The following is a 13193-nucleotide window of genomic DNA, read 5'->3' as shown; positions in this document are numbered from 1 at the left end:
CGAGAGGGCGATCGGCCAGCAAACGGGCCTGCCCAACAATGGCTGCGGCCGACGATTTTCCGGCGGCGCGTGCCGCGCCTTTCCATCGCGAGACAAAATCGCCGGCCTCCGCCATCCTCCGCTGACGCTCCGGCCCTGCGCCTTGCTCCGGGTGCAGGGCCGGCCCGCCCGCCGGCTTTCGTCGCCATGAAGGCCGCGACGGTCGCGGTCCACCGACGGAGCATCCCATGAGCGAGCACGACGACTTCGAACCGCCTCACGCCTCATCACCGACCGACCATGTCCTCACCGAGCTTCAGCTCCACGGCTACCGTCCCTTCGAGGATGAACCCGACCAGCGACTCCTCCCAGACGGCAATGCGGTTGCAGGCGCCATCGCCGACATCTTCGACGCCCTGATCGGAACGCTGGAGGACACTCGCCTCGAACCCGACCTCGACGATCTCCTCTGGTCGACGGTCAACGTCTTTCACCGCGCCACCGACCGGATCGCGCGCGAACTCGACGACAACGAGCAGGCGCAACGCCGCGGGCAACGTGAACAGGACGGCAGCGAGGTAAAGGCCGTCGAACTCGAGCGCCACATCGCCGAAGGCCAAACTCTGATCGAACGCCAGAACGCCTTCGAACTGATGCGCGACCAGGCGGCCGAACATTACGAACGCCACGTCGGCAAAACCTGGCTTCCGCGCAGCGGGTCAAGGGTCAACCACCGCAATCTTACGTCGGCGATGATCGACAGCCGCGACTTCCTGGCAGCGAAGCGGCGCGCCGAGCAGACGATCCTTCTTCCGCCTGGTCCGAAGATCCTCGTCACCGGCGGCCTCGACTTCAACGATCACCGGCTGATCTGGGCCAAGCTCGATCAGGTGCTCGAAAAGCACCCGGACATGGTGCTGATGCACGGCAAGTCGCCGAAGGGCGCCGAGAAGATCGCATCGCTTTGGGCGACGAACCGGAACGTTCCGCAGATCGGTTTCGCACCGGACTGGACGAAGCACGGCCGCGCAGCGCCGTTCAAGCGCAACGACGAGATGCTGGAAGTTCTGCCCAAGGGCGTGATGCACTTCCCCGGCACCGGCATCAACGACAACCTCGCCGACAAGGCCAAGAAGCTCGGCATTCCCGTCTGGAAATTCGGTGGCGCGTAAGCGCCGCCGCCACTGTTCACTCGGAGGCCGGAAAGCTATAGAATCGCGCCGATGGCCACGCCATTGCAAAACACACAATGCGCGAAGTGGTCAGATGAGCAGCTTGCAAGAAATCCGGAACGAATACGAAAAACTTACCGGCCTGTCGGCCGACGCTGACGGAAATGCGAAGCGGCGCCGAGGCTATGATTTCGAACGACTGTTGAACAAGCTCTTTGTTCACGACGATCTAGAGCCCCGCACCGGATTCAAGCCTGCGGGCGAGCAGATCGACGGTTCGTTATATCTCGACGGGCGAATCTACCTCCTCGAAGCCAAATGGCATGCGGACCCGCTGCCCGCATCGACGCTGTATCAGTTCAAGGGCAAGGTCGACGGCAAGCTTGCCGGCACCATAGGAATCTTTATCTCGATGTCTGGCTATGCCGAAGATGCGGTCGATGCGCTCATTCTCGGCAAGGCGCTCAACATCGTCCTGCTCGACCAACGAGACATGGACGCGGCGATCGTCCGCGGTAGCGGCTTCAAGAACGTGCTGAAGCTCAAGCTTCGCAAGGCAGCCGAGGAAGGTGCAATCTACTTCCCGATGGAAGGAAAACTCGTCACAGCCGAAAAGACCAGCACGGTCGAAATCGACCTTTTGCGCTACGACCACGCCACTGGTGACGTCATAGCGACCCAGCCCGCACAACCCGCCGCAGCGGACCTGTTGATCGTTTGCGAGGGCGATTCCGATCGTGTGGTCATTGCTACGCTCGCCGAACGCATCCTTGCCACCGCCGGCTCGGGACGCTCAATCAAAATCCTGACCGCCATGGGGAAAGTCACCATTCCGCGGGTCGCCAATGCAATGTGGAACACCTTCCACTCGGAATCGAAGGTGTTGATAGTAGTCGACGGCGACAACGACCCAACCGGCACGGCCACAATGCTTGGTAAGGGGCTGGAGTTCGAAGAGTGGATCGCCGCGATCCCCAACCCATCGATCGAAACCTGGCTCAACCTCGATCCTGAAACACTACGTCGCCGGGGCGGCAAAATCGAGCAGTCCCGTAGAGCCGCCGAAACCCTCGACATCGAGGCGCTGCGGCAACGGGATGAGCAGTTCGCGAAGCTCTACAACGCTATCCTTGGAGCTTGATCGCTTCCGCGCTCCACACGAAAGACTACCTCGGGATCTCGGCCTGAAAATTCGGCGGCGGGTTATTGCGACACGACTTCAAACAACTGATCGCAATCTGGAAAGGTCGGCCCAAAGATGAAGTCTCACCGACAGGAGGCGTATCCGGATCTTGACCACATTCAACTTGCCGCGCGCGATGCGCCGCTGATCATCGCATGGCCATCGCCCGGGCTCCCCGGAGGGATGATCCAATTCAACCAACCCGATGAATGGCGACGGTTCATCATCGGCCTCGGCATCGACGCCCGCATACCCGACATCGTCCAGTTCAAATTCAGACGCGCGCAGGCGCTCTATCTTCTCGGCTGGATCGATCTCGATGTGCTGAAGGCCGGCGAGCTCGCGGCGCTCATCGCCCTGGAGCTGACGTTGATGGACAGGTACGGCGGCCAGATTCCGAAAAAGAAGCGCTCGTTCGCCACGCTGCTGAAGCACTTGGTCGATGTCGACGGCCTCGACGACACGCACATCCCGATGATCGTCCGCACCGGCGGCACCGCGATCGGCTTCGTCACCGGCGCGTCCAAGCCAAGCCTCAACCAACGCCGCAACGGCATGGCCCATGGCGATCCGTTCGACGGTTTGCCGGTCGGCGGGCTGCTCGAGTTGGTCCGTGACCTCATCAACTACGCCTACCGGGATTTCATCGCCAACGCGCCACCCGGGCTCCGTTCGACTCACCTTGGCTGACCGGGAACACGACCGGCTCTCGTCGCCGAGCACCACCCCCGCTTTTCTGCGCTGATCCTTGGTCCGACTGATCGCCTGACGCCATCAACCCGTAAAGGGTCGGCTATGCGAGCATGCCGCCGCTTCGGCTGCGCCTGCGCGGTGATTGCAGCGTTCAGTCCGACACTTCGGGCGCCTGTCAGCGGGGGATGGTCCTCCGCTCGAAACAGGAGCCGGATCGATGTCCCTCAACGACGCCAACGCCTTCGCCTTCAGCCTCGCCACCACGCTGATGGCCACCATCATCATTTTCCAGGCCGGCGATGGCACGCTGTCGGTCACGCCCGCCAGCGAGTACGACGGCGACATGGCCGCGATCGTCCATGAGATCGATCCCTTCGCCCCATAACCGGGGCGAACCGGCGTCGTCGCGCGGAAGTCTCACGCGATTTCCGCTCCCGGCGCAGTCGATTTTCAGCTATAGTTCGAGCGCGCCGTGGTGGTGGTGGAGGCGCGACCGTCAGACTTTTTCTCACGGAGGCCACCACCATGATCATCCTCGGAATACTTGCATCCCTCGCAGCCATTGGCCTGCTTTGCTGGCTGCTGTTCACGCTGGCCGTCTTCGCGCTGCCGGCGTTCGTCGGCGTGACCGCGGGCGCCTGGGCGCACGGCACCGGCGCCGGCATCCCTGGCGCGGTCCTCGTCGGGGCGGTCGCCGCCGCCCTCACGCTAGCGACCGGTCACCTGCTGATCACCTTCGTCCGCCCGATGTGGCTGAAGCTGATCGTGGCCATCGCCTTCGTCGCGCCGGCGGCCGTTGCTGGCTTCCACGCCACGCATGGCATTGTGAAGCACCTTATGCCGTCCGAGGGATGGCAGATCACCTTCTCCATCATTGGTGCGATCGCGGTTAGTATCACCGCTTTCGTGCGGGTCGCTGGAATGGCGGCGGCCCCAGCCCCGTCCGGCCGGGACCTCGCGCGCGTCTGATCGTCGGCATCGCCATCGCGAGGGCGACCAGCGATGGGGGGCGACCGCCCATGCCGTCTCAGGCCGTTGCGATTGATGCATGGAGCGCGGATCAGCTCGGGCCCGGAGAAGCGGCCCTCGGTGGAGCGGTTGCCGTGGCGGGGCACCTCTCGGCTGCACCACCGAACATCCGGCGTGGCGATCTCCTAATCGGCGGTTGCGGGTCAGGATGCAGCACCGATGCCCTGCGGGGAGGAAACGAAGCCTGTGAGTATTGCTCCGACGCCGGTTTGCTGGTGCGGGACGGCCGCCATTTTCTCCGTTCTCTGACCGTGCCTCAACCGCTCCAAACGGCCTCTTCAATGGCCTGATCTGGCCGAACGCCGGCTGACGCCTCGATCGCCTATGACGCAACAGCCGCATCAAACTTTCATCCCCTGCCGGCTGCGCCGCCATTCCTCGCGAGACAAGAAAGCCCTCCTTGGCTGTCAGGCCCCTTCGGGGTGCGCCGTCGATCGCCTCCGGCCCGCCGATCGCCATCGAGGCCGCAATGGTGCGGGCTCGGGAACGGAAAACGGAGATTTACAATGGCGACCATCGGCACCTTCAAGAAGACCGGCTCGAACGAGTTCACCGGCGAAATCGTCACCCTCAGCGTCCAGGCCAAGAACGTGCGCATCGTCCCCGACCAGCGCGCCACCGGCGAGAACGCCCCCAGCCACCGGGTCCTGGTCGGCCGCGCCGAGATCGGCGCCGCCTGGTCCAAGCGCTCCAACGAGGGCCGCGACTATCTGGGCCTCAAGCTCGATGATCCAAGCTTCAACGCTCCGATCTACGCCAACCTCTTCGACGATGAAGAGGAAAGCTTCTCCCTGATCTGGTCCCGCCCCAACGGGCGGCGTGGGGACTGAGATCTGCTCAAGGGCCCCAGCCGGAAGCTGGGGCCCTTGGTTTTTGCGGCGACCGAATCAGTTGCRGCCTTTATCGCTCGAAGAGAGCGTGCAGAGGCACTTCCAGCTAGAAGATCGCGCCAAGAACGACTATTATAGCCGTAGTTCTGGCGTACGCGTAGGTCCAAATGGGAGGTGATCATGCATGATCACCGCCCGACAATCGAGGGCCGCACGCGCGTTGCTGGGTTGGACGCAGGAGACGCTCGCTGACAGGGCCCGGGTATCTTTGACCGCGCTGAAGCGCCTCGAAGCCGCAAGTGGCCTCGAGGTGTACGAGAGCACGCGCGATGAAGTTCGGCGCGCCTTCGAGCGTGGCGGTATCGTCTTCCTGAGCTCCGACCAAGGCGTGGGAGTGATGCTTGTCAACGGGAAGAAAGAAAGCTGACGTATCGACGGGGGGGCACACCGCCYGGCCCTCGTGCGACGCCACTGCCGATGGGCAGCGCATCCAAAACAGCGTTAACAATCCCCTTCAAAATGGATATATTTCTCGTCGGGGGATACCGTGACCAAAGAAGACTTCCTCGACCAGCCACCTGGCGGCGCAGCGCTAACCGCCTATGACCAAGCGCATTTGAAGCTGTACCTGCGCTTGCTCGACGCGGACGCTGAAGGTGCGGACTGGAAAGAGGTCGTCGAAGCGCTTYTCGGAATCTGTGCCAAAGCCGAACCAGAGCGCGCCGCGAGGGTCCACACCGCCCATCTCGCCCGCGCAAAATGGATGACAGAAAGCGGCTTTTGCGAGCTCATCGGACCGCGCCTGCACTGAGTGATGCAAAACCTGCATCACGTTGATCAGACTTCGTTCTTCCCACGCCAAACTCAACTTGGAATCGTGACGGGCGATCAACTCGCGTTGTGTCATGGTTACGCGGAGGCGTTGGAGGATGTCCGAAGATGAAAGCTGGCGGTCGGGGACCGCCTATGACTACATCGACAAATTGACCCCAGGCGATATTGCTTGGGAATTCCTGCGCCGAAACCCCAACTATAGAAAGACCTATCAGGAACTCATATCTTCCGGCCGAACGCCGCTCGAGACGGCCGAAGAATTTGCCCAGCAATGGGGGTTGTGTTTTCGGGGCCGATCCAAACACCACCGCTCTTGCCCAGCCGATCTTCTGGACCCCACAAACCGATCCGGCTGCAATCTGCCTCGAAGGGGGTCCGCCGCGGTCCGATGGCTTCCGCCTTACCGCTGACGATCTGCGTGTCCACACCATCCTCGAACAGGACCCCGCGCTCGTTCGGCTGGACATGCGCGGCGAGCGCTTCGATATCACCATTTCCGATAGGCCAGACGGCGAAGCGCTCGCCGCGTTCATTGTTCTCGATGAGCTCACGCCGGACCGCCTGACCGCTGTGGCGCGTTTCTGGGCGGCTGTCAGGGGAAAGCACGTGCCGCCCGACCCGCGCATTACTCCGCAACGGCGTGAGCGCGCGCGGCAGATGCTGCGCGCCATCGACGGCCGCGCTACCGGCGCCACCTATCGCGCTATCGCCGAGCACGTCTTCCCTCAACACGACAATAATCCAGCCACTTGGGTCGGCAGCGCCATCCGAGAAACCACCATTCGACTCGCCCGCGACGGCACGAAACTCGTTCGCGGCGGCTACCGAACGCTGTTACGCCGTCCAAGGCGTGAACGCTGACCCCACAAGGATGTCGAATTTAGCGACCTTACTTCGACATCGTCCGAGGCGCCGTTTTCGCGCCACCGTACTCGCAACCCGCCGCTCGTTCGCAGCGGCCTCCCGCGAGACCACGGAGGTTCGATCATGGCCGAAAAAGCCGCCAATATACCGCCACGCTACCTGCGCACGCAGGAGGCGGCGCGCTTCCTCGGCCTGTCCGAACGCACCCTCGAAAAGCACCGCACCTACGGCACGGGTCCGACCTATCGCAAGCTCGGCGGTCGCGTCGTCTATTCCGTCGATGACCTGCAGGCCTGGGCGGATCGCGGTCTAGTTACCTCGACCTCCGACCCGCGCGGCGGCACGGTGCTGCCTGCCAAACGCCAGACCGCCTTGCCCGCCACGGCCGGCGCCCGCTTCCCGCGCTGAGACGACCGGCCATGTCGTCCCACCCCCACCATCGCGAGGAGCGCGCGCAGCTCGATCTGTTCCGGGCGCTGCCCGGCGATCTTGCGCCGCGCGATGCGCAGGATCTCATGGCCTATCCGTTCTTCTCGCTCGCCAAGTCAAAGCGCCTGGCGCCGATCGACTTCAAGGCGGGCTCGGTGAAGATTCGTGTCGAAGCCGTGCCGGAACATGGCATGGCCACGATCTGGGATGCGGACGTCCTCATCTGGGCCGCGTCGCAGATCGTTGAAGCGCGCGATGTCGGCTTGCGGCCGTCACGCCTGATGGCGACCACCCCCTATGAAATTCTGAACTTCATCGGCCGTGGCGTGTCGCTGCGCGACTACGACCGCCTGAAGGCCGCGCTCGACCGGCTGCAATCGACCACAGTCGCGACCTCGATCCGCCAGCCAACCGAGCGGCGGATGCACCGCTTCTCCTGGATCAATGAATGGAAAGAGCGCGCCGATCACCGCGGCCGTCCGCTCGGCCTCGAGTTGATCGTCCCCGACTGGTTTTACGGCGCCGTTCTGGACGACGCGCTCGTACTGACGATCGACCGCAAATACTTCGATCTCACTGGGGGGTTGGAGCGCTGGCTTTACCGCCTGGTGCGCAAGCACGGCGGCAAGCAGGAATTCGGCTGGAGCTTCGACTTCCCGCACCTCCACGCCAAGTCCGGCAGCCTCTCCCCGCTCAAACACTTCGCCTACGACCTGCGCGACATCGTCCGCCGCCAGCCGCTGCCGGGCTACCGGCTCACCATCGAGCAATGCCTCGGCGGACCTGAAATCCTCTCCTTCGCACCCACCGATCCCGACGCGCTCGGCATCCCACGCCGCCGTCGCCGCTCGACAACTCGCCCTGGGGATAAGCTGTGAATAGTCTCGTGCTATCAGGGACCGGCGCTATCGTGCCATCGGGGACCGGACTCTCGTGCTATCGGGGACCGAAATCGTCGATTCCTCGCGCTGAATCAGCAGCTTGCGAGCCCCGTAACTTATCTAACCTAGATTCCTACGGAATCTTTCTAACGGACCCGGCTTTTTCGCGCCGTGTGGACGAGTCCCCGATCGCCGGGAGGCCGTCATGATCGTCGCGCTCCTTAACCAGAAGGGCGGCGTCGGCAAGACGACGCTGGCGCTCCATCTCGCCGGCGAATGGGCTCGGGGCGGCAAACGCGTCACGCTGATCGACGCCGATCCGCAAGGCTCGGCGCTGGACTGGTCGCAGCAACGTAGCCGGGAGGGCTTGCAGCGGCTGTTCGGTGTTGTCGGCTTGGCCCGCGACACGCTGCATCGCGAGGCGCCGGAGTTGGCCCGTAACGCCGATCACGTCGTCATCGACGGTCCGCCACGCGTCGCCAGTCTCATGCGCTCGGCCTTGCTCGCCGCCGATCTTGTCCTGATCCCGGTGCAGCCGTCCCCGCTCGACGGCTGGGCGTCGGCCGAGATGCTGACGTTGCTCAGCGAAGCCCGAATCTATCGACCGGACCTCAAGGCGCGGTTCGTGCTGAACCGCTGTGCGGCCCGCACGATTCTCGCCCGCGAAACMGCCGAGACACTCGCTGATCACGACCCGCCATTGCTCGCGACCACCATCGGTCAGCGCATCGTCTTCGCCGACGTTGTGCAGACCGGCCGGATTGCAGCCGAGCAGGACGAGGATTGTCCGGGCGCGCGCGAGATCGCCGCGCTCGCGGCCGAGATCATGAGGATCGGTTTATGAGCGAACGATCCCCCAAGCGCGGCTTCGCGTCCAGACCAGGCGATCCGGAGAGCTGGATCAAGGCGCCCGATCGCCAGGTGCAGCGACCACAGCCCGCCGACGACTTTTCGGCCCGACTGACCATCGACGTCACCGCCGACATGCGCGGYCGGATCAAGATCGCGGCCTTCCAGCGCGGCCAGACCGTCGCCGACATGCTGCGCGCGCTGTTCGAGCGCGAATTCCCACCAGCCCAAGGAGACGCCCCATGACCGGCCTTGCCCCCGCATCCGCGCGCGCTGGCCGCACCCTTCACACGCCGCCGGATAACCTCACCCAGGTCGAACTCGTTTGGATCGAGAAGCAGATCGAGCACTGGATTCGCTTCGGTCGCGGGGTGCGCGAACAGATCATCGACCGTCGCCGCCGTATCCTCTTCTTCCCTCCCGGCACGACCTTTGCGCTCGTGCGCTGGGCCGCGAACGAACACGGCACCGTGCTCTCGCGCCTCGACATTCTGCGCGCAGTCGCTTTCGGCGAACCCTCCCAGACGATCCCGACCGTGACGCCCGGCGGCGACATCCTGCTGCGCGTCGACGGCTGGCCGAAGGTGGAGCGCATGCTCCAACTCATCGAAGCGATCGAGGCGATCGGCATCGATCCAGTCGATGTCTCGCCCGATTACTGGCGGCACGTGCACAACCGTCTGGCCGCCGGGGAGGCGCCACGCGCCTACACAATGCAGCGCCATCGCGCCTTTCTCCTACGCCAGGAGATCGGCGCATGACCCGGCTCGGCTACGCCATCACCACGACGGCTGCGGTGTCGTTGCTCGGCATCCTGTCACTCGTTTCCTTCGCGCCGAAGCTGATCTGGAATGCGTCCGCTAGCACGCCGATCGGCCTCTACGCCGTCGCGCCTGAACGGTTCCCGGAAGTCACCGATCTGGTCGCCGTACGCGCGCCCGAGCCGCTCGCGAGCTTCCTCGCCGAGGGCGGGTATCTTCCACGCGGCGTGCCGTTGATGAAGCGCGTCGTGGCGCTTCCTGGCCAACGGGTTTGCAGGACCGGCCTCACCATTACCGTCGACGCCGTGCCGATGGGCGACGCGCTCGATCGCGATCGTCGCGGCAATCCGCTGCCTATCTGGCAGGGCTGCCGCATCGTCGCCCAGGGCGAATTGTTCCTGATGAACTGGCAGGTCCGCGACAGCCTCGACGGCCGTTACTTCGGACCGCTTCCCGCCTCCGCCGTGATCGGCCGGGCCATCCCCCTCTACACCGACGAGGACGGCGATGGCCGCTTCGTCTGGCGCGCGCCGGCGCGGTGACGACGTGCCCATTCCCAACCTCACCGCACATCCACGGAGGCAATCATGTCCCTGATCGGTCAATTCAGCCGCACCACGTCGGGCTATACCGGGCGAGTCAAAACGCTCGCGCTTGACGCCGAGCTGGTGCTCGTGCCCGCCGAGCAATCCGACGCGGAGAACGCGCCGGATTATCGCGTCCATCTCGGATCCGACGAGGATGGTCCCGAAGTTGGGGCCGGCTGGAAACGCACTGGCGAGAAGGCGGGCGAGTACGTCTCGCTGCAACTCGACGATCCAACGTTCGGTCAGCCGGTCCGCGCTAATTTGTTCCAATCGGCCGACGACAAGTCTGCCTGGGGTCTGCACTGGAATCGCCCGCCCCGGCGCAGCGAGCGAGACTGAGCGATGCCGGCCCGCCGCAATCGCGCTGTCGTCGGACGGTTTACCATCGTCCGACGTGCGGCCCTCCTTCTCCTTTCCGGCCTGCTGATCGCCCTGCCGCTCTGCGCCAACTCGAACGCGCAGACCGTGTCGGCCGAGCGGCCCTCTCGCGTTGAGCCCTACTCCGCCTTCATCGCCGAGGCCGCGCAACGGTTCGGCGTTCCCGAGCACTGGATTCGCGCGGTCATGCGCGTCGAGAGCCGCGGCGAGGTCCGCGCGATCTCATCGGTCGGCGCGCTGGGCCTGATGCAGATCATGCCGGCCACCTGGGCGGAGCTGCGCGTTCGGCACGCTATCGGCAACGACCCCTACGACCCACGCGACAACATCCTCGCGGGCGCGGCGTATCTGCGCGAGATGCACGATCGCTACGGCTCGCCGGGCTTTCTGGCGGCCTACAACGCCGGTCCCGGCCGCTATGAAGAATATCGCGCGACCGGGCGCCCGTTGCCGGCCGAAACGCGCGCCTATGTCGCCGCTCTCGCACCGATCGTCGGCGGCGGCGATCTTACCGCCCGCGTCACGGTGGCGACCGCCGATCCGCTAGCCTGGACACGTGCGCCGCTCTTCATCGTGCAGGCCGATAGCACGCCGCGTGCAGATCGGCGGCAGCCCGACGGCGATCCCGCTGCACAATCTACGCAGCAGACCCCACGCGATCCGACACTGCCTGCATCGCGATCCGATGGCCTGTTCGTGGCGCGAACCGATAGTGCGGGGCCACGATGATTGGCATCGCACTCCCTGCGGCATTGTCGGGCTTTGGCGCGGAATTGGCGTCAGGGGCGGGAAAAGCAGGCAGCACAACCGCACGATGGCGAGATAAAAGCGCGCGATGTGCGGCTTGGTGCGGTCGTGTGTTTTCAGAGACTTATGGCGCATTCGCGCGAGGTGCGCCTGATCGGCGCAGCCTGCGCTATTGCGATTTCCGCAAGGATTTCCTCGGCTTTGCGCGATGTGCGGGGCCTCGGCCATGAGCGGCGACGACGATTTCCGCATCCGGCCAGGCCGCATCCGCTCGACCCGCGCACAACAGGCCCGCCCCTTTATCGCTCAGGCGCTCGCTGCCGCCCAACGTGCTGGTGGCAGCGTCTCGCGCTCCGGCAAAATCAGCTCGGGCAACCGCTCCCGGTTCGGGCGCGGCCAGCGCGCGACCGTGCAGGCCAATCGCCTGCTCACCAGCCGATCGCGCAACACCGTCATGAAGACGCGCGTCGTCCGTCATGGCGCTCAGGCCGCGCCGCTCAGCGCGCACCTCAGCTACCTGCGGCGCGAGGGCGTCACCCAGGATGGGGAGAAGGCCCGGCTGTTCGGCCCGGAGATCGAAGACGCCGATCCCAAGTCCTTCGCCGAGCGCACCCAGGACGACCGGCACCATTTCCGCTTCATCGTCTCGCCGGAGGACGCGGTCGAGATGTCAGACCTCAAGACTTACGCCCGCAACCTGATGGGGCAGATGGAGAAGGACCTCGGCACCAAGCTCGACTGGGTCGGCGTCGATCACTGGAACACCGATAATCCGCACGTCCATATCATCCTGCGCGGGCGCACCGATGACGGCCAGGACCTCGTCATCTCCCGCGACTACATCAAGGAAGGCATGCGCGCCCGCGCGCAGGATCTCGTCACCCAGGAGCTAGGGCCGCGCACCGATCACGAGATCCGCCGCAATCTGGTGCGGCAGATCGAGGCGGAACGCTGGACCAACCTCGACCGCCAGCTTTCGCGGGACAGCTACCGTACCGGCATCGTCGATCTCGCCCCGCACCCCGACCGCCAACCCGACGAGTTTCACGCGATGAAAGTCGGCCGCCTGCGGAAGCTGGAGACGCTCGGCCTCGCTGATCAGGTCGGCCCCGGCCAATGGGTCGTGTCCGAGACTGCCGAGGCGACCCTTCGCGAGCTGGGCGAGCGTGGCGATATCATCAAGCGCATTCATCGCGGCCTGACCGAGCGCGGCATCGAACGCGGCGCCGCCAGCTATGTGCTCGCCGGCGAGAGCATCAACGATCCTGTCATCGGCCGTCTGGTTGATCGGGGCCTCGACGACGAGCTGAAGGGCACGGCCTATGCCGTGGTCGATGGCACCGACGGGCGAACCCACCACATCAAGCTGCCCGATCTCGACGCGGCCGGCGACAGCGCGCCGGGCTCGATCGTCGAGCTGCGCAAATTCGACGACGCACAGGGACGCAGGCGGGTCGCACTCGCCGTCCGCTCCGATCTCAACATCGAACGGCAGGTCAACGCGACCGGCGCCACCTGGCTCGATCGACAGGCGATCGCCCGCGACCCAGTCGCGCTCGGCGGTGGCGGCTTCGGCGCTGAAGTTCGACAGGCGATGGACAGGCGAGCCGAGCACCTCGTTGGGCAGGGTCTCGCCGAGCGGCAAACGCGTGGCGTCAGCTTCTCGCCGGGGTTGATCGACAAGCTCCGGCAGCGCGAGGTGGAGGCCCTAGGCGAGAAGCTCGCGGCCGAGACCGGCCGACAATTCTCGAAGGCCGCAACGGGGGAGTATGTGGCGGGCACTTACCGCCAGCGCTTCGCGCTCGCCTCCGGCCGCTTCGCCATGATCGACGACGGCCTCGGCTTCCAGCTCGTACCTTGGTCGCCATCCCTCGAACGTCAGATCGGTCAGCACGTCTCCGGCGTGTCGCGCGGCGCCGGCGGCGTCGACTGGAGCTTCGGCCGCAACCGTGGCCTCGGCGTGTAGCCCAATCAAGA

At 64.9% G+C, this 13193-nt stretch carries 19 protein-coding genes; all 19 read left to right on the top strand.

Translation table 11 applies throughout. The features are described from left to right. The first annotated feature begins 227 nt into the window (after window positions 1-227). The 19 genes from AC1DYF_RS34120 (at window position 228) to AC1DYF_RS34030 (ending at window position 13182) form a co-directional block, all read left to right on the top strand. Window positions 228-1151 carry a DUF2493 domain-containing protein gene (locus AC1DYF_RS34120; protein ID WP_477882523.1) on the top strand — a complete coding sequence of 308 codons (924 nt, stop codon included), beginning with the start codon at window positions 228-230 and terminating at the stop codon, window positions 1149-1151. A gap of 94 nt (window positions 1152-1245) precedes the next feature. Beyond that, entirely contained in the window at window positions 1246-2292 is a 1047-nt protein-coding gene (locus tag AC1DYF_RS34115; protein WP_477882521.1) for a TOPRIM nucleotidyl transferase/hydrolase domain-containing protein, read from the top strand. Window positions 2293-2517: 225 nt separating this feature from the next. After that, entirely contained in the window at window positions 2518-3024 is a 507-nt protein-coding gene (locus AC1DYF_RS34110) for a hypothetical protein (RefSeq protein ID WP_477882519.1), read from the top strand. A 220-nt stretch (window positions 3025-3244) separates the two neighbouring features. After that, window positions 3245-3412 (top strand): hypothetical protein, encoded by a 168-nt coding sequence (locus AC1DYF_RS34105; RefSeq protein ID WP_477882517.1) that lies wholly within the window; start codon window positions 3245-3247, stop codon window positions 3410-3412. A gap of 140 nt (window positions 3413-3552) precedes the next feature. Next, the gene (locus AC1DYF_RS34100; RefSeq protein ID WP_477882515.1) at window positions 3553-3996 is read left to right on the top strand and encodes a hypothetical protein; all 444 of its coding nucleotides are present in this window, start codon (window positions 3553-3555) and stop codon (window positions 3994-3996) included. 566 nt (window positions 3997-4562) lie between these two features. Next, window positions 4563-4886: a DUF736 domain-containing protein gene (locus tag AC1DYF_RS34095; RefSeq protein WP_151606863.1), complete on the top strand. Its 324-nt coding sequence runs from the start codon at window positions 4563-4565 to the stop codon at window positions 4884-4886. 184 nt (window positions 4887-5070) lie between these two features. Then, a complete protein-coding gene (locus AC1DYF_RS34090) occupies window positions 5071-5313 on the top strand; it encodes a helix-turn-helix domain-containing protein (RefSeq protein ID WP_477882514.1) in 243 nt (80 codons plus the stop codon). A gap of 120 nt (window positions 5314-5433) precedes the next feature. Then, on the top strand, window positions 5434-5697 hold the full coding sequence (locus AC1DYF_RS34085) for a DUF2285 domain-containing protein (RefSeq protein ID WP_477882512.1): 264 nt from the start codon (window positions 5434-5436) through the stop codon (window positions 5695-5697). Between the two features lie 94 nt (window positions 5698-5791). After that, window positions 5792-6130, top strand: a complete 339-nt coding sequence (locus AC1DYF_RS34080) for a transcriptional regulator domain-containing protein (RefSeq protein ID WP_477882510.1) — start codon at window positions 5792-5794, stop codon at window positions 6128-6130. After that, the gene (locus AC1DYF_RS34075; RefSeq protein WP_477882551.1) at window positions 6045-6581 is read left to right on the top strand and encodes a DUF2285 domain-containing protein; all 537 of its coding nucleotides are present in this window, start codon (window positions 6045-6047) and stop codon (window positions 6579-6581) included. The genes AC1DYF_RS34080 and AC1DYF_RS34075 overlap by 86 nt, the downstream gene beginning before the upstream one ends. A gap of 126 nt (window positions 6582-6707) precedes the next feature. After that, window positions 6708-6992: a helix-turn-helix transcriptional regulator gene (locus AC1DYF_RS34070; protein ID WP_477882509.1), complete on the top strand. Its 285-nt coding sequence runs from the start codon at window positions 6708-6710 to the stop codon at window positions 6990-6992. 11 nt (window positions 6993-7003) lie between these two features. Continuing rightward, entirely contained in the window at window positions 7004-7891 is an 888-nt protein-coding gene (locus AC1DYF_RS34065) for a replication initiator protein A (protein ID WP_477882507.1), read from the top strand. A gap of 208 nt (window positions 7892-8099) precedes the next feature. Further along, a complete protein-coding gene (gene parA, locus AC1DYF_RS34060; RefSeq protein WP_477882506.1) occupies window positions 8100-8738 on the top strand; it encodes a ParA family partition ATPase in 639 nt (212 codons plus the stop codon). Continuing rightward, on the top strand, window positions 8735-8989 hold the full coding sequence (locus AC1DYF_RS34055; protein WP_477882504.1) for a hypothetical protein: 255 nt from the start codon (window positions 8735-8737) through the stop codon (window positions 8987-8989). The genes parA and AC1DYF_RS34055 overlap by 4 nt, the downstream gene beginning before the upstream one ends. Next, window positions 8986-9504, top strand: a complete 519-nt coding sequence (locus AC1DYF_RS34050) for a DUF2840 domain-containing protein (RefSeq protein WP_477882502.1) — start codon at window positions 8986-8988, stop codon at window positions 9502-9504. The genes AC1DYF_RS34055 and AC1DYF_RS34050 overlap by 4 nt, the downstream gene beginning before the upstream one ends. After that, window positions 9501-10046 (top strand): S26 family signal peptidase, encoded by a 546-nt coding sequence (locus tag AC1DYF_RS34045; RefSeq protein ID WP_477882500.1) that lies wholly within the window; start codon window positions 9501-9503, stop codon window positions 10044-10046. Before AC1DYF_RS34050 ends, AC1DYF_RS34045 begins: the two co-directional genes overlap by 4 nt. Before the next feature lie 45 nt (window positions 10047-10091). Beyond that, entirely contained in the window at window positions 10092-10430 is a 339-nt protein-coding gene (locus AC1DYF_RS34040; RefSeq protein WP_477882498.1) for a DUF736 domain-containing protein, read from the top strand. Window positions 10431-10433: 3 nt separating this feature from the next. Beyond that, window positions 10434-11198 carry a lytic transglycosylase domain-containing protein gene (locus tag AC1DYF_RS34035; RefSeq protein WP_477882496.1) on the top strand — a complete coding sequence of 255 codons (765 nt, stop codon included), beginning with the start codon at window positions 10434-10436 and terminating at the stop codon, window positions 11196-11198. Between the two features lie 244 nt (window positions 11199-11442). Beyond that, entirely contained in the window at window positions 11443-13182 is a 1740-nt protein-coding gene (locus AC1DYF_RS34030) for a relaxase/mobilization nuclease domain-containing protein (RefSeq protein ID WP_477882495.1), read from the top strand. Window positions 13183-13193: the final 11 nt, after the last annotated feature.

Source organism: Rhizobium sp. P2_G9, assembly GCF_056403475.1.
This window is presented reverse-complemented; position numbering and strand designations above follow the sequence as displayed.